Here is a 15,412-nt window from a genome sequence, read left to right as displayed (position 1 = left end):
AACGCCAACCGCTAGGATCGAGACGTGTCACGCGTGATCCGCACGCACATCGGCGTTCCGATCTCGATGGCATGCCCGGTGTCGGTGAGCCGGCCGCTCGCCTCGTCGCGGGCGAAGATCGAGATGCGGTCAGCGTTCTGGTTGGCTGAGAACAGATGCCTGCCGGATGGCGTCAGCGCCAGGTTGCGCGGCGTCGCGCCGCCGCATGGCGTAAAGTCCACCGTTTGGAGTTTTCCGGTCTGCTGGTCGGCGGCGAAGATAGCGACGCTGTCATGTCCGCGGTTGGAGCCGTAGAGGAAGCGCCCGTCGGGCGAGATCTGGATGTCGGCGCAATGATTGTGCGCGCGAGCCTCTCCGGGAACCGCCGGCTTGGTGTCGATCAGTTCGAGTTTGCCGGAAGACGGCTCAAGCGCCAACGACACGACCGTCGAGTCCAGCTCGTTCATGACGAAGACGAAGCGGCCGTTCGGATGCAGCGCGACATGGCGCGGCCCGGCGCCGGGCGCGAGCGCCGACGACGCGAGCTTCACCAGCGCGCCGTCTGGCTCGATCCGGTAAGAGACCAATTGGTCGATGCCGAGATCGGCGACGATGGCGATGCCGCCCTGGATGGTCTCGGTGACGCTGTGCGCGTGCGAGCGCTCCTGCCGCTCTGCATTGGGGCCGGTGCCGGAATGCGCGACGCTCGCCAGCGGCGCCGTCAGGCCGCCATCGGCCGTAAAGCCGAACACGGCGACCGCCTTGTCGGGGCCGCCGCTGCCCATGCCGTAATTCGCGACCAGAAGCTTGCTCCCGTCGCGGGTGATCGTGTTGTGGGCGGTGATGCTGCCGAGCGATGGCTGCTTGTTGATATAGGCGAGCGAGTTGGTGGCGCGGTCGAAGCGATAGGCCGTGACCGTTCCCTCGCGCCAGGCGAAGACTTCCGAATTGGCATAAATCAGCGTCCCGTCCGGCGTCACCGACAGGAAGGTCGGATTGTCGACCTCATTGGTCTCGGCAAGTTTTTGAACGGCAAGCGTTGCCTCGTCGAAGGCGTAGACGCCGAGGCCGACGCCGCGCGCACCCTGGAAATAGGGCGCCTCGCGGTTGAGGCTGCCGACAAAGACAAGACAGGCGCTTTGCATCGATCTTCCTCCCTAAGCAGGTTCCGCAAAAGTGTCTTACGGTTTTGCGAAGAGAACCTGCGAAACAACAATGCCGGCGGCTCCTCCGCCTGTGCCGGCTTTGCAAAAATTTCGCCGATCGTCGCTTGCAAGGCAATCCCATATGTGAAAATATTATTCACAAAAGAAAATTGACGGGAGGAAAGCGATCATGCGTCTCGCCATCCGGCATCGTGCCCGGAACCGCCTTGCAGGCCGCGCCGAAAGCTCCCGGAGCGCGGCATGAGCGCGTTCTCGCCGACCGTCGGCGTCGCCTCGACGCATCCGGCCGACATGCCTGAGGCGCATGCGGACATCCCCGTCTGGAATTCGGAAAACTGGTTCTACGAGGACTGGCAGCCCGGCCACAAAATCCGCTCGCTCCGACGCACCATCGCCGAGGGCGAAAGCCATATGTTCAATGCGCTGGTGCTGGATATCCACCCTTACGTGCAGGACCAGATGTTCGCCGAGCGGGAAGGCATTTTCGGCAAGCGCCTGGTGGCCGGCGCCTTCGTCTTTTCCGCCGGACTCGGCCTCGTCGCCACCAACTGCGTCAATGCATTTTCCTATGGCTATGACAAGCTCCGCTTCATCAAGCCGGTCTTTATCGGCGACACCATCTATTCGATCCGCACCAACCTCGACAAAAAGCCGCGCTATCAAGACATGGGCCTGATCCGCGCCAGCTATGAAGTCTTCAAGGGTGAAGGAGAGCTCGTGCTCTACTGCGAGCATCTGCAGACGGTGAAATACAAGAATCCGGCCGATTTCGTCGGCAAGACCGAGAAGTGAACCGTGGCCGCTGACGCTGAACTTCCGCTGACCGGCCTCGTGGTCGTCGACATGAGCCAGTTCCTGTCGGGGCCTTATTGTTCGCTGCGCCTGCTCGACCTCGGCGCGCGCGTCATCAAGATCGAGCGGCCGGATGGCGGGGATCTCTCGCGCCGGCTCTATCTCAGCGACACCGAGATCGGCGGCGATTCCACCATCTTCCACGCCATCAACCGCGGCAAGGAGAGCCTGGCCATCGACCTCAAGAACGAGGCCGATCTCGCCGCGCTGCGCGGCCTGATCGCCAAGGCCGACGTGCTGATCCAGAATTTTCGGCCAGGCGTCATCGAGCGGCTCGGCCTCGATTACGAGCATGTCAGCACGATCAACCCGCGGCTCGTCTACGCCTCGATCAGCGGCTATGGCGTGGACGGCCCCTGGGTGAAGCGCCCGGGGCAGGATCTGCTGGCACAGGCGCGCTCCGGCGTGATGTGGCTGAACGGCGACGAGGAGCAGGGGCCGGTGCCGTTCGGGCTGGCGATCGCCGACATGCTGGCGGGCGCGGCCTGCGCGCAAGGCATCCTTGCCAAACTGGTGCGGCGCGGCGTCAGCGGGGAGGGCGGCCATGTCGAGACCAGCCTGCTCGAGGCGCTGGTCGATTTCCAGTTCGAGGTGCTGACCACGCATCTCAATGACGGCCGCCGCCTGCCGAAGCGCTCGTCCTTTCGCAGCGCCCATGCCTATCTCTCGGCGCCTTACGGCGTCTATCCGGCCAAGGACGGTTACCTGGCGATCGCCATGACGCCGATCCGGAAGATTGCCGATCTGCTCGACTTGCCCGAGCTCGACCCGTTCCGCGACAAGCCCGCGAGCTGGTTCACCGCCCGCGACGAGATCAAGGCCATCATCGCCAGGCGCATCGCCGAAAAAACCACCGACGAGTGGCTGGCCATTCTCGAGCCCGCCGACATTTGGTGCGCCAAGGTGCTGACCTGGCCGGAGCTGATGGAAAACGACGGCTTCAAGGCGCTCGACATGCTGCAGACCGTGACGCGGGAGGACAATGTCTCGATCCTCACCACGCGTTCGCCGCTGCGCGTCGACGGCGCCCGCGCCAAGGTGGATCGGGCCGCTCCGCGCATCGGCGAGCACAGCGAGAAGATCCGCGCGGAGTTCGGCCTGTGAGCGGTGTTTTTCTGAAAGGCATGACCTGGAGCCATCCGCGCGGCTACGACCCGATGGTGGCTTGCTCGGCGCTGTGGCAGGAAAAGACCGGCGTCTCAATCGAATGGGAGAAGCGCTCGCTGCAGGATTTCGAGTCCTTTCCGGTGGAAGAGCTCGCCCGCGCCTATGATCTGATCGTCATCGACCATCCGCATGTCGGTCAGATCACCGCCGAGAAATGCCTGGCGCCGCTCGATGTGGCCGGACGCGAGGCGGAACGTGCAGCGCTCGCCGAGGGAAGTGTCGGCAAATCCTACCCGAGCTACAACTGGCTGGGCCGGCAATGGGCTTTCCCGATCGATGCCGCCACCCAGGTGCAGGCCTGGCGGCCGGATTTGATCGAGGCAGCACCCGTGATCTGGACCGAAGTGCTGGCGCTTGCCGAGCAGGGCCGCGTTCTCTTGCCGCTCAGGCCGCCGCATTCGCTGATGTGCTTCTACACTTTGGCCGCCGAACTCGGCCGGCCCTGCACGATCGACGGCTCGCTTGACCTCGTCGATGGCGAAACCGGCGAAACTGCCTTTGAGATGCTGAGCGAGATCGCGGCGCTTGTCGATCCCGCATGCCTGACGATGGACCCGATCGCGGTTTTCGAGAAAATGGCCGAGCCCAGCTCGCGCATCGCCTGCGCGCCGCTGATCTATGGCTATGTTTCCTATGCGGCGGCGGGTTTTCGGCCGCATCGCATCGCCTTTGCCGACATGCCGGTCGTCGGCGGCAACGGCCCGGTCGGCTCCGCGCTCGGCGGCACCGGTATTGCCGTCTCGGCCTTTTCCGCCACGCGCGAGGCGGCGATCGACTTCGCCTACTGGATCGCCAGCGGCGACGTGCAGCGCGGGCCTTATGCCGCCGCCGGCGGCCAGCCAGGTCACGCCGCGGCCTGGGAGGATGACGCCGTCAACGCCACGACCGGCAATTTCTATCGCAACACGCGCGCGACGCTCGAAGGCGCCTGGGTGCGTCCGCGCCATGATGGCTACATGGCGTTCCAGCCGCAGGCCTCCGACCGCATCAATGAAGGCCTTGCCGGCAGGCAGGACGCCCGCCGCGTCGTCGCCGACATCAATCGCCTGTTCCGGGAGAGTTTCGCGCCGGCCGCCGCCGGCTAGTTTCACTGCACCAAGGGAGGAAAAAATGACCAGCCTGATACGCGGCCTGCTCGCCGCAACCGCCTTAGTCTCGATCCCGTTCGCCGCCCATGCCGCCGACGTGAAGTCGGTGATCGACGGCCTGCCCGCCGACCTCAAGGCGCAATATGACGGCGCGCCGCAGAAAGTGCTGCCCTCGGCCTGGGATAATTTCACGTCGCCGGCGAAGCCCTGGAAGTGGTGCCATTCGGAGAGCTACCAGGGCAATCCGTGGCGCGTCTCGGTCACCAAGGAGCTGAAGCGGCTGGTCGACGGCCTCATCGCCGCCGGCACGGTGTCGAGCTTCGAGGTCTCGGATTCGAACAACGACCCAAGCCAGCAGATCAACCAGATTCGCGCTTTCATCGACAAGAAATGCTCGATCATCACCTCGATCCCGGGCTCGGCGACGGCGCTCGACGACGCCGTGGATGCCGCGGCCAAGGCGGGCATTCCGTTCATCACGGCGGCGGGTTCGATCACCAGCCCCAACGCCCTCAATGTCGATTCCAACTATGCCCGCTGGGGCTACGACATGATGACGGCGATCGGCAAGGCGAAGCCCGACGCCAGCGTGCTGGTGGTCGAAGGCATCGCCGGTCATCCGATCGTGGTCCAGGAGAAGCAGGGCGCCGACAAGGCGCTGTCCGAGAACAAGGGGCTCAAGGTCGCGCGCACCGTCAACGGCAACTGGACGGCCAACGTCACCAAGACGGTGGTGCTGCAGGCGATTGCCACCAATCCGGCGCCGATCGACGCGGTGTGGACGACCGGCAGCGAAAGCCGCGTCGTCGCCGAAGCTTTTGCAGAAGCCGGCCGGCCGGCGCCGCTGATCACCGGCTCGATCACCGGCGATGCGCTCGGCTACTGGAGAGCCAATCCCGACAAGTACCGCTTCGAGGGCCATGCGGTGCTGCCGGGCTGGACGGCGCAGACTTTGTTCCGTGTCGGCGAGCGCATGCTCGACGGCCAGAAGCCGAAGCTCAACACGCTGCTGATCCCGATCCCGCCGGTGCACGCCGCCGAGCTCGACAAATGGTACAAGGACTGCATGACGCCGGATGCCGTGTCGGTCTTCCCGGTGCCGCCGACCGACCCGATGCCCGAAAATGTGCTCGACGCCTATTTCGCCAATCCGGCGCCGACCAAGGGCTGGGATTATTCCAAGGTGCCGGACGCCTGCGCCAAGTGATGTCACGCGAAGCCGACACCCACTGAGGGTCGGCTTCTCCATTTCGGAAAGAAAAATGCTCGAAGTCCAAGGCGTCTCCAAACGCTATGGCGAAACCGTCGCGCTGGCCGGGGCATCGATCGCCTTCCGTCCCGGCACGATCCATACGATCCTGGGCGAGAACGGCTCGGGCAAGAGCACGCTGGTGAAGCTGCTGTCCGGCATCGTGCAGCCGGATGGCGGCGCGATCCTGCTCGACGGCAAAGCGTTTTCCGGCACGCAGCCCGCCGCCTTCCAGGCCGCGGGCTTTGCCACCGTGTTCCAAGAGGTGCTGGTCGGGCCTGAACGTTCGGTTACCGACAACATCCTTCTCGGCCTCGACGGCCTGTGGCGACGAGGCGTGCCGCGCGGCGAGCGTCGAGCCCGGGCGCAGGCCGCGCTTGCCCGCTTCGCGGTGACTCCGATCGATCTCGACCGGCCATGCGGCGAGCTGCCGCTTGCCGCGCGACAACTCGTCGTGCTCGCCCGGGCGGTCATCCGCAACCCGCGTGTCCTGATCCTCGACGAGGTGACGGCGGCGCTCGATTTCGCCGACCGCGAGTCGGTCTTCGCGCTGATGCGCGCCATGGCCGGGGCGGGCACGCTGATCCTGTTCATCACGCACCGCATGGACGAGGTGATGGCTTTGTCCGACCGCATATCCATCCTGCGCGCCGGCCGTGTCGTGAAGACCGAGGAGCGCGGCGTATCCACTCCGGCCGAGCTTCTGGCGGCGATGGCGCCGCAAACGGCAGCGGAGCTGGCGCATGGCTGAGACAACGGCGCTTCACGTGCGGGGGCTGGTCATCGCGCCCGGTGTCGATCCGATCAGCCAGACCATCGCGCCGGGCGAGATCGTCGGCCTTGCTGGGCTCGACGGTCACGGCCAGGAACGTTTCTTGCGCGCGCTGGCTGGGCTCGAGCGTCCGATCGCGGGCGAGATCGCCGTCGACGGCAAGGCTGGCTCGATCACCAGCTTTCGCAAGGCCGTCGCCGGCGGCATTGCCTATCTGCCGCGCGATCGCCGCTCGACCGGCATTTTCCCGACCCAGTCGGTGCTCGACAATTTCGCCATTTCGACCGTGTCGAACGACCGCCGCTTCGGCCTCTTGAGCTTCGCGGCGCGTCTCCGTCGCTACGAGACGTACAGGCAAAGGCTTGGCATCGTGGCGTCGCGTCCCGATGCGGCCATAACCACGCTGTCCGGCGGCAACCAGCAGAAGGTGCTTCTCGCCCGCGCCCTTGCGCTGGAGCCGAACTTCCTTCTGCTCAACGACCCAACGCGTGGTGTCGACGTGGCGACGCGGCACGTGCTCTACGACGTCTTCCGCGGCCTTGCCGCCGAGGGCATGGCCTTGGTGATCCTGTCCAGCGAGATCGAAGAGATACTGCTGCTCTGCCACCGCGTGCTGGTGTTCCGCGAGCAGCGCGTCTCTGCCGAGTTCTCAGGTACGGAGATGACCACAGACGCGGTGATCGCTGCCATGTTCGGACGCGCCGCATGAGCCCGGTCCTTCGCAAGCTGCGCGGCGTCGGCTTTGCGGTGGTGATGCTCGTCGTCCTGCTGGTCCTCAACGTCGCGCTCAATCCGGCGCGCTTTCAGCCTTCGTCCTGGGGCACGCTGCTCGGGCTGGCCGCTCCCCTGATCGGCGCGGCCGTCGCCTCGGCGCCGGTCATCCTGGCGGGACGCGGCGGCATCGACATCTCCGTCGGCCCGCTGATGGGCTTCGTCAACGCCCTGGTCATCCAGGTCCTGTTCCTCAACCTCGGCATCTCTTCGCCATGGATCGTCGTTCCGGCAGCGCTGTTGGTCGGGGCGACAGTTGGCGCCGCGAACGGCGTGCTTGCGACGATCGTTCGCATCCAGCCGATCGTGGCGACGCTCGGCACCTATCTGATCCTCACCGGCGTCACGCTCACCATCCTGCCGGCGCCGATCGGTCCGGCGCCGGACTGGCTGAAGGCCATGGCGGGACCGCTCTCGATCGTGCCGTTGGCGCTGATCGCCCTGTGCTGGCTGGTCATCCGTCGCACGCCCTATTACGACCTGCTGATGGCCGTTGGTAGCGACGACCGCGCCGCCTATACCGCCGGCGTGCCGGTGACCAGGGTGCGCCTCATCGCCTATGTCCTGACCGGGCTCTTTGCCGCCGCCGCCGGGCTGATGCTCACCTCGCTGATCGGCTCGGCCGACCCCAACATCGGCCCGACCTACACGCTGATCGCGATTGCCGCGGTGGCGCTCGGCGGCGTCAGCCTTGCCGGCGGGCGCGGCGGGCTCGGCGGCGCCGCGATCGGCGCCATCGATATCTTCCTGCTGCAGAGCCTGCTCACCACTTTCAACGTTTCAACCTATGTGCTGCAGATCGCCTATGGCCTGATCCTCGTTATCGCCGTGGTGCTGACGGCGGTGCAGGAACGGCTGTCGAGGCGGAAAGGCTGATCGGGATGACAAGCAACTGGTTCCAGTCCACCAACACCCGCATCGTCGGCGCCTTCGCGATGGCGCTGCTGCTGCAGTTCGTCGGCTCGCTGCTCATTCCCGGCTATTCGGCGCCCTTCGCCATCCGCGCGCTGCTGGTCATCGCCTCGCTGCTGGCGGTCGCTTCGATCGGCCAGACGCTGGTCGTCATCCTGGGCGGCATCGATCTTTCCATCCCCTTCGTCATCGGCTTCGCCAATGTCGTGGCGGCGCAGCTTTACGGCCAGGGCTGGAACTTCGCCCTGGTCTGCGGTCTCGTCGGTGTTCTTGCGATAGCGATCGGCGTGCTGAACGGGCTGATCTCGCGCGGGCTCAACATTCATCCGCTCATCGTCACGCTAGGCATCGGCATGGTTGTCCAGGGCGCAGTGCTGTTGTGGACCGGCGGCTTCCCCTCCGGCTCGGCACCGGAAGCCGTGTCCAGCTTCGTCTCGATCGGCGGCTCGGTCGGGCCCTTGCCTGTGCCCTTGCTGGTGCCTTGCCTCGTGGCGCTGACGGCGCTGATCGTGCTGGTGCTCGCCCGTACGGCCTATGGGCGCCGGCTCTATGCGGTCGGCAGCAACCCGGAGGCCGCGCCCCTGGCGCTGATCGACCCGCTGCGCATGTGGATCGTCACCTATGCCGCGAGCGCCTTCTTTGCGGCTGTCGCCGGCGTGCTTTTGCTCGGCTTCACCGGCTCAGCCTATGGCGACGTCGGCCAACCCTATCTGTTCCAGACGATCGTCGCAGTCGTGGTCGGCGGCGCAGCACTTGTCGGCGGCCGCGGCAGCTATCTCGGCACCATTGCCGGCGTCCTGGTGCTGACTGAAATCAACACGCTGCTGATCGGCCTCGGCTTCCGCCCATCGACGGTGCAGGCCGCGCTTGGCCTGGTCATCCTGCTTCTGGTCTCGTTCTACGGCCGCGAGCGCCACGTGCGGACGACGATCTAGGTGCAGCTGCTAATAGCACTGCACAGGGATTTTGGCCGGTTGGAGATTGGCCGAAACGCCCATCGCGATCGTCATTCCAGGGCGGAGCAGGAGCGAAGCTCCGTCGCGAAGACCCTGGAATCCATGCCGTTACCTTCGCCAAGGCATGCAACGGAGCAAAATTCTGCACCGTGGCGGCGCGTCAAAGTCACGGAATGGATTCTATGGTCTGCGCCGCGTCGCTTCGCTCCTTGCTCCGCCATAGAATGACGAGGTTGGAGCGGCTTCAACCAATCCCCGGCGTTTGCGCTGATTTCACGCAAATGAACGGAAATAGTGCGGTTCGCCGTTTCCGGGAAACGGCGAACCGCACTAGCCTAGCCAAGCCGCCACAGCCGGCGCGCATTGCCCGAAAGCAGGCGCGTCCGCTCCGACTCGCTCGCGCCGGCCAGCAGCGCGTGTGTGGCGGCGATCCAGGTGGTCAGCCCGCCGCCCAGCGTGCAGACCGGCCAGTCGCTGCCCCAGATCACCCGGTCCCAGCCGAACGAGCCTATCGTGTGCTCGACATAGGGCCGGAGCGTATCGACCGTCCAGGTCGCCGGATCGGCATAGGCGACGACGCCGGAGATCTTGGCCGTGACGTTGGGGCGCCTGGCGATCGCTTCCATATGCTCGCGCCACGGGTGTTCCGCATTGCCCTTGATGTCGGGCACGCCGCAATGGTCGAGGACGAACTGGACGTCGGGCGCGAGATCGGCAAGTGCCACCGCCTTCGGGATCTGATGCGGCAGCACCACAAGGTCGAAGGTCAGGCCCGTGCCGGCCAGCCGCTTGATGTTCTGTCGAAACAGCGCCCCTTCCGAGACATTGTCGGGCACGACATGCAGCACGCGGCGGAAACCCTTGATGAACGGGTCTGCCTTGACCGTCTCCAGATAGGCTTCGAAACCGGCCTCCTCGGGCCGGCAGGAGGCGATCGCTCCGCGAAGCAGGCTCCCGGCCCGGCCTGCGACCGACTTCACGTAATCGGTCTCGGCGGCGATGTCGGCGGGGTCGACATCGACCTCCATATGCAGCACGCCCTCGATGCCGGAACGCAACGCATCGGTGGCGTATTCCTCATAGGAGAAATCGCGGTTCAGCGCCGGCACGCCGGTCAGCCACGGGTAGCGCAGCGCGGCCTGGTCGATGAGGTGCAGATGCGTGTCGATGATCATGGCGGCGTCTCCTCCCGTAGTGCGAACAATATCCCGCCAAAAAATCCATTATTCAAATAAGAAATTACGACGATTGTGGCACATCCGAACCCGCAAGCTGCGACAGCCTAGCGGCGGCGTCCTGCAAATGCCGGATCGTCAGCGTGATGTCCGGCGCCGTAGGGGCGTTGACGAGGGTGATATAGGGGATGGTCAGCGCCGCGATGGCTCTGCCGTCGGGTCCGAGCACCGGCGTCGAGAGATTGTAGACGCCGGCGGTCTGCAGCGATGCCATCATCTCGTAGCCGCGGTCGCGCACCTGGTCGAGGCGGGCGAAGAACTCGGGTGTCAAATTGAGTTGTTCGGTGCTCTGCAGATGCTCGGCGATCATCATCTTGCGCTCTTCCGGCGAGCGGAAGGCAAGCAGCACATGGCCGGAGCCGGTGTCGAACAGGCTGATATGCGAGCCGACCCGGATCGAGATGCCCCAGTAGCGCGGCGCTTCCTGCTGGGCGATAACCACGGCGGCGCCGCGGTCGAACACCACCAATTGGTTGGCCTGCCATGAGGTTTCGGCCAAATCGCGCATGATCGGCGTCGCGTAGGAAACCAGCCGCCGCACCGGCGCGTGCAATTGCGCCAGCCCGAAAAGCTTGAGCGTCAACGAATAGCGATCGCCGTCGATCTTGGTGACATAGCCGCGCCGCACCAGGCGGTCGAGCATGCGGTAGAACTCGTTCGGGCTGCGGTCGAGCCGCTTGGCGATCTCCGCCTGGGTCAGGCCGCCGTCCACGCTCGCCAGCAGCTCGAGGATGTCCAGCCCCTTGTCCAGCGCCGGCGCGCGGTAGCGGTCCCCGTCTTCTTCGTCGGCCACCTGCCCCTCCAGTGAATTTCGATCTGCATATATGCATGAAGTTCGTTCCGCTGAAAGCACATTCGTCTTGACCCGGCAATGAAAATGCTATTTGCATATGAATGAAGCTTCAGCGATCGGCTGCGCATCCGGCCGGCCGTCGCCGCGAGCTCGTGGGAGGAGAGAACATGACGAGACTGCTTCTAGGCGTTTCCGCCGGCCTGGCCGGCTTGCTGCTGAGCGGCACGGCGTTTTCAGCCGATCTGCCCGGTAAGTTTCCGGGCGTGACGATCGACGCGAAGCTGATTGGCGGCCAGCAATATGAGAAGCTCTACGAGCGCATTCCCGAATGGGAGAAGCTGACCGGCGCCAAGGTCAACATCCTGTCGAAGAAGAACCACTTCGACCTCGACAAGGAGATCAAGTCGGACATTGCCTCCAACTCGATCACCTGGTGCGTCGGCTCCAACCACACCTCGTTCGCGCCGCAATATCCGGGCATCTACACCGATCTCGCCAAGCTGCTGCCGAAGGAAGAGATCGACGCCTTCGTGCCGGCCAACATCGCCGCTGGCACGCTGGACGGCAAGCTGGTGATGCTGCCGCGCGCCCAGTTCGACGTCTCGGCGCTCTACTATCAGAAGAGCCTCTACCAGGACGAAGCCAAGAAGAAGGCCTACAAGGACAAATACGGCGAGGAGCTTGCTCCGCCGGACACGTTCGACGAGATGGCGCAGCAGGCCGAATTCTTCGCCAGCCCGCCTGACTTCTACGGCACGCAATATGCCGGCAAGGAAGAGGCGATCAACGGCCGCTTCTACGAGATGGTGGTCGCCGATGGCGGCGAATATCTCGACAAGGACGGCAAGCCGGCGTTCAACTCCGAGGCCGGCGTCAAGGCGCTCGACTGGTTCGTCAACCTCTACAAGGCCAAGGCGGTTCCGGCCGGCACCACCAACTATCTGTGGGACGATCTCGGACAGGGTTTTGCTTCGGGCACCGTGGCGATCAACCTCGACTGGCCGGGCTGGGCCGGTTTCTTCAATGACCCCAAATCGTCCAAGGTCGCCGGCAATGTCGGTGTCAAGGTCCAGCCCAAGGGCTCGTCCGGCAAGCGTTCCGGCTGGTCCGGCGCGCATGGCTTCTCGGTGACCGAGAACTGCGCCAACAAGGAAGCCGCCGCTTCGCTGGTCTGGTGGCTGACCAATGAGGACAGCCAGAAGCTGGAAGCCGCGGCCGGCCCGCTGCCCACCCGAACCAAGGTTTGGGAATGGGATCTCGAGCAGGCGAAGTCCGATCCGTACAAGACCGAAGTGCTGCAGGCTTTCCAGGAAGCCGCCAAGAACGCTTTCGCGGTGCCGCAGACGCCGGAATGGATCGAGATATCCAACGCCGTCTATCCCGAGCTGCAGGCCGCCATCCTCGGCGACAAGACGTCGAAGCAGGCGCTCGACGACGCTGCCGCCAAGGCAACGCAAATCCTCCAGGACGCGGGCAAGCTCTAGGCAGCCGCATCTCGCAGCCGCCTCCCCGCAAACCGGGGAGGCGGCCGCGTAGCCTCGCAAAATGGCCATCCTCGGTTTCGGCCGGGGCTGGATCACATCACCTCGCTGACAGGATCCCGATGAAGGGCTTGAAGCCATCCGCGCCGATTCTTCTGCTGCTGCCGGCTTTCGTCGTGCTGGCGGCCGTTGTGCTCGTGCCGCTGCTTTTGTCGCTCTATTCCAGCTTCACGCCCTTCCGCCTGACTCGGCCCGAGACCTTCTTCGTGCTGATCGGCTTCAGGAACTATGTCTCGATCCTGAGCAATCCGGACTTCTGGTGGGCCTTCGGCCGCACCGTTCTGTTGCTCACCATCGCGCTCAACCTCGAAATGCTGCTCGGCCTCGGCCTGGCCATGCTGGTCGAGAAGGCGACGCGCGGCCAGCGCATCCTGCGCACGCTGATGATGTTCCCGATGATGTTCTCGCCGATCCTGGTCGGCTTCCAGTTCAAATTCATGTTCAACGACAATATCGGCCTGGTGAACAACGCGCTGCAGTCGCTGGGCATCACCCGGGACGCCATTCCGTGGCTGATCGAAAGCCACCTCGCCTTCACCGCCATCACCATTGCGGAAGTCTGGTCATCGACCTCGATCTTCGCCATCCTGATCCTGGCCGGTCTGCTCGCCATGCCCAAGGAACCGATCGAGGCGGCCCGCGTCGACGGCTGCACGCCCTGGCAGACCTTCCGCTATGTGACCTGGCCCTTCGTCATGCCCTTCGCCTATATCGCCATGACGATCCGCTCGCTCGATGTCGCGCGCGCCTATGACATCGTCAAGATCATGACCGATGGCGGCCCGGCCGGTCGCACCGAGCTGTTGTGGACGCTGGTCGGGCGCACCGCCTACAGCGACGCGCGCATGGGGCTGGCCAACGCCATGGCCTATTTCTCGATCCTGCTGTCGATCGCCTTCACCGTCTATTTCTACAACAAGCTCGCCGCGGCGCGCGCGCAGATCGGCGCGGAGTGGTGACGATGGACGAGAACGCCTCCGCCCGCCTGATCCGCCGCGCGCTGACCGTCGCGCATCGCGTCGGCCTCTTCCTAGCCATGCTGCTGATCTGCCTGCCGGGCATCTGGATCGTGCTGTCGTCGCTCAGGCCCACGGTCGAGATCATGGCCAAGCCGCCGGTCTGGATCCCGCAAGAGCTGTCCTTCGATGCCTATGTCGCGATGTTCAGCGGCATCGGCAAAGGCGGCATTCCGGTGCTCGACTATTTCCGCAACTCGCTGATCATCTCGGTCACCTCGACGGTGATCGCGGTCGCCATCGGCATGGCCGGCGGCTACGCCTTCGCGCGCTATCGCTTCCGCGGCAAGTCGGGCATGTTCCTCGGCCTGATGCTGACCCGTACCGTGCCCGGCATCGCCATGTCGCTGCCGCTCTTCTTCGTCTATGCGCGGCTCGGCATCATCGACACGCATTTCGGCATGATCCTCGCTTATGTGGCGCTGAACATCCCCTTCACCATCTGGCTGATCGACGGTTTTTTCCGCCAGGTGCCGAAGGACCTCGCCGAAGCAGCCCAGATCGACGGCTGCACGCGCTGGCAGGCCTTCTGGCAGGTCGAATTCCCGCTGGCGCGTCCCGGCATCGCCTCGGCCGCCATCTTCGCTTTCCTCACCTGCTGGAATGAATTCGCGCTGGCCTCGCAGCTGACCCGTTCCGTCAACTCCAAGACGCTGCCCGTCGGGCTGCTCGACTACACGGCCGAGTTCACCATCGACTGGCGCGGCATGTGCGCGCTGGCCGTGGTGATGATCATCCCGGCGCTGACCCTCACCTACATCGTCCAGAAACACCTCGTCGGCGGCCTCACCTCCGGCGCGGTGAAAGGTTGAACTTCATGGCAACGGTTTCGCTGAAAAAGCTCACCAAGCGTTACTGCAACATGGAGATCGTGCATGGCATCGATCTCGACATCGCCGACCGCGAGTTCATCGCGCTGGTCGGCCCGTCGGGCTGTGGCAAATCGACGACCTTGCGCATGATCGCAGGCCTCGAGGACATCAGCGGCGGCAACATCGACATCGGCGGCCGCGTGGTCAACGACTTGCCGCCGCGCTCGCGCAACATCTCGATGGTCTTCCAGTCCTACGCACTCTACCCGCATATGACGGTGCGCGAGAATCTCGGCTTCTCGCTGAAGATCGCGGGCGCCGCCAAGGACGACATGGACCGCCGTGTGGCGGAAGCCTCCACCATCCTCGGCCTGGACGAACTGCTTGACCGTAGGCCTTCGCAGCTCTCCGGCGGTCAGCGCCAGCGCGTCGCCATGGGCCGCGCCATCGTGCGCGATCCGGATGTCTTCCTGTTCGATGAGCCGCTCTCCAACCTCGACGCCAAGCTGCGCACGCAGATGCGCACCGAGATCAAGAAGCTGCATGCCAAGGTGAAGTCGACGGTGATTTACGTCACCCATGACCAGGTCGAGGCGATGACGCTTGCCGACCGCATCGTCATCATGCGCTCCGGCCATATCGAGCAAGTCGGCACGCCGGACGAGGTGTTCAGCCGTCCCGCCACCCGTTTCGTCGCCGGCTTCATCGGCTCGCCGCCGATGAATTTGCACGAGGCGACCGTCAGCGACGGGCGGCTGGTCTTCAGCGGCGGCGACAGCCTGCCGCTGCCCGGACAGTTCAAATCGAAGACAGCGGCCGGCGACAAGGTAGTGTTCGGCATCCGCCCGGACGATTTCTATCCCACCGGCCACGGCCTGAGCTCGGGCGGCGAAACCGAAGTCCACCGCGTGGATCTGCCGGTCAGCATCACCGAGCCGCTCGGCAACGAAACACTCGTCTTCGCCGAGTTCAACGGCGCCGACTGGGTCTCGCGCATGCTCAATCCCAAGCCGCTGAAAGCCGGCGACAGGATCGGCATGAGCTTCGACCTGAGCCGCGCGCATCTGTTTTCCGCCGAAACCGGCAAGTCGCTTAGGAGCTGA

The 15,412-nt window shown here is 64.7% G+C and carries 15 protein-coding genes; 12 read left to right on the top strand and 3 right to left on the bottom strand.

Annotated elements, in window-relative coordinates:
* Positions 1 to 11: 11 nt before the first annotated feature.
* A complete protein-coding gene (locus tag EJ069_RS21990) occupies positions 12 to 1,124 on the bottom strand; it encodes a lactonase family protein (RefSeq protein WP_126063097.1) in 1,113 nt (370 codons plus the stop codon).
* A gap of 261 nt (positions 1,125 to 1,385) precedes the next feature.
* On the opposite strand from EJ069_RS21990, the gene EJ069_RS21985 reads away from it, so the two are divergent.
* Genes EJ069_RS21985 through EJ069_RS21950 form a run of 8 tightly spaced genes read left to right on the top strand, consistent with a single transcriptional unit; the run spans position 1,386 to position 8,891 of the window.
* Positions 1,386 to 1,937 (top strand): MaoC family dehydratase, encoded by a 552-nt coding sequence (locus EJ069_RS21985; protein ID WP_126063096.1) that lies wholly within the window; start codon positions 1,386 to 1,388, stop codon positions 1,935 to 1,937.
* Between the two features lie 3 nt (positions 1,938 to 1,940).
* A complete protein-coding gene (locus EJ069_RS21980) occupies positions 1,941 to 3,101 on the top strand; it encodes a CaiB/BaiF CoA-transferase family protein (RefSeq protein WP_126063095.1) in 1,161 nt (386 codons plus the stop codon).
* 20 nt (positions 3,102 to 3,121) lie between these two features.
* The gene (locus EJ069_RS21975; RefSeq protein WP_189476540.1) at positions 3,122 to 4,249 is read left to right on the top strand and encodes an extracellular solute-binding protein; all 1,128 of its coding nucleotides are present in this window, start codon (positions 3,122 to 3,124) and stop codon (positions 4,247 to 4,249) included.
* Between the two features lie 25 nt (positions 4,250 to 4,274).
* Positions 4,275 to 5,459, top strand: a complete 1,185-nt coding sequence (locus tag EJ069_RS21970; RefSeq protein ID WP_126063093.1) for a substrate-binding domain-containing protein — start codon at positions 4,275 to 4,277, stop codon at positions 5,457 to 5,459.
* Positions 5,460 to 5,514: 55 nt separating this feature from the next.
* On the top strand, positions 5,515 to 6,252 hold the full coding sequence (locus EJ069_RS21965) for an ATP-binding cassette domain-containing protein (protein ID WP_126063092.1): 738 nt from the start codon (positions 5,515 to 5,517) through the stop codon (positions 6,250 to 6,252).
* Entirely contained in the window at positions 6,245 to 6,982 is a 738-nt protein-coding gene (locus EJ069_RS21960) for an ATP-binding cassette domain-containing protein (protein WP_126063091.1), read from the top strand. Before EJ069_RS21965 ends, EJ069_RS21960 begins: the two co-directional genes overlap by 8 nt.
* Entirely contained in the window at positions 6,979 to 7,920 is a 942-nt protein-coding gene (locus EJ069_RS21955) for an ABC transporter permease (protein ID WP_126063090.1), read from the top strand. The genes EJ069_RS21960 and EJ069_RS21955 overlap by 4 nt, the downstream gene beginning before the upstream one ends.
* Positions 7,921 to 7,925: 5 nt before the next feature.
* A complete protein-coding gene (locus EJ069_RS21950) occupies positions 7,926 to 8,891 on the top strand; it encodes an ABC transporter permease (RefSeq protein WP_189475922.1) in 966 nt (321 codons plus the stop codon).
* Between the two features lie 356 nt (positions 8,892 to 9,247).
* Here the strand turns inward: EJ069_RS21950 and EJ069_RS21945 are convergent, their stop codons facing one another.
* Complete coding sequence (locus tag EJ069_RS21945; RefSeq protein ID WP_126063088.1) at positions 9,248 to 10,087, bottom strand: amidohydrolase; 840 nt, start codon at positions 10,085 to 10,087, stop codon at positions 9,248 to 9,250.
* 64 nt (positions 10,088 to 10,151) lie between these two features.
* Positions 10,152 to 10,940, bottom strand: a complete 789-nt coding sequence (locus tag EJ069_RS21940) for an IclR family transcriptional regulator (protein WP_082056393.1) — start codon at positions 10,938 to 10,940, stop codon at positions 10,152 to 10,154.
* Between the two features lie 167 nt (positions 10,941 to 11,107).
* Here EJ069_RS21940 and EJ069_RS21935 point away from each other — a divergent pair, with 167 nt between their 5' ends.
* The 4 genes from EJ069_RS21935 to ugpC all read left to right on the top strand — a co-directional run bounded on the left by EJ069_RS21935 (position 11,108) and on the right by ugpC (position 15,412).
* Complete coding sequence (locus tag EJ069_RS21935; protein WP_126063087.1) at positions 11,108 to 12,424, top strand: sugar ABC transporter substrate-binding protein; 1,317 nt, start codon at positions 11,108 to 11,110, stop codon at positions 12,422 to 12,424.
* 119 nt (positions 12,425 to 12,543) lie between these two features.
* Positions 12,544 to 13,440, top strand: coding sequence for a sugar ABC transporter permease (locus tag EJ069_RS21930; RefSeq protein WP_126063086.1), 897 nt, complete (start codon positions 12,544 to 12,546; stop codon positions 13,438 to 13,440).
* Between the two features lie 2 nt (positions 13,441 to 13,442).
* Positions 13,443 to 14,309, top strand: a complete 867-nt coding sequence (locus EJ069_RS21925; protein WP_126063085.1) for a carbohydrate ABC transporter permease — start codon at positions 13,443 to 13,445, stop codon at positions 14,307 to 14,309.
* A 5-nt stretch (positions 14,310 to 14,314) separates the two neighbouring features.
* Positions 14,315 to 15,412, top strand: coding sequence for a sn-glycerol-3-phosphate ABC transporter ATP-binding protein UgpC (gene ugpC / locus EJ069_RS21920; RefSeq protein WP_126063084.1), 1,098 nt, complete (start codon positions 14,315 to 14,317; stop codon positions 15,410 to 15,412).

The sequence above is a fragment of the Mesorhizobium sp. M2A.F.Ca.ET.043.05.1.1 genome (assembly GCF_003952445.1).
GTDB lineage: Bacteria > Pseudomonadota > Alphaproteobacteria > Rhizobiales > Rhizobiaceae > Mesorhizobium.
This window is presented reverse-complemented; position numbering and strand designations above follow the sequence as displayed.

Coding starts and splice junctions, on each gene's coding strand:
- EJ069_RS21990 (WP_126063097.1), bottom strand. CDS start 1,124: ATGCAAAGCGCCTGTCTTGTCTTTGTCGGCAGCCTCAACCGCGAGGCG.
- EJ069_RS21985 (WP_126063096.1), top strand. CDS start 1,386: ATGAGCGCGTTCTCGCCGACCGTCGGCGTCGCCTCGACGCATCCGGCC.
- EJ069_RS21975 (WP_189476540.1), top strand. CDS start 3,122: ATGACCTGGAGCCATCCGCGCGGCTACGACCCGATGGTGGCTTGCTCG.
- EJ069_RS21970 (WP_126063093.1), top strand. CDS start 4,275: ATGACCAGCCTGATACGCGGCCTGCTCGCCGCAACCGCCTTAGTCTCG.
- EJ069_RS21965 (WP_126063092.1), top strand. CDS start 5,515: ATGCTCGAAGTCCAAGGCGTCTCCAAACGCTATGGCGAAACCGTCGCG.
- EJ069_RS21960 (WP_126063091.1), top strand. CDS start 6,245: ATGGCTGAGACAACGGCGCTTCACGTGCGGGGGCTGGTCATCGCGCCC.
- EJ069_RS21955 (WP_126063090.1), top strand. CDS start 6,979: ATGAGCCCGGTCCTTCGCAAGCTGCGCGGCGTCGGCTTTGCGGTGGTG.
- EJ069_RS21950 (WP_189475922.1), top strand. CDS start 7,926: ATGACAAGCAACTGGTTCCAGTCCACCAACACCCGCATCGTCGGCGCC.
- EJ069_RS21945 (WP_126063088.1), bottom strand. CDS start 10,087: ATGATCATCGACACGCATCTGCACCTCATCGACCAGGCCGCGCTGCGC.
- EJ069_RS21935 (WP_126063087.1), top strand. CDS start 11,108: ATGACGAGACTGCTTCTAGGCGTTTCCGCCGGCCTGGCCGGCTTGCTG.
- EJ069_RS21930 (WP_126063086.1), top strand. CDS start 12,544: ATGAAGGGCTTGAAGCCATCCGCGCCGATTCTTCTGCTGCTGCCGGCT.
- EJ069_RS21925 (WP_126063085.1), top strand. CDS start 13,443: ATGGACGAGAACGCCTCCGCCCGCCTGATCCGCCGCGCGCTGACCGTC.
- ugpC (WP_126063084.1), top strand. CDS start 14,315: ATGGCAACGGTTTCGCTGAAAAAGCTCACCAAGCGTTACTGCAACATG.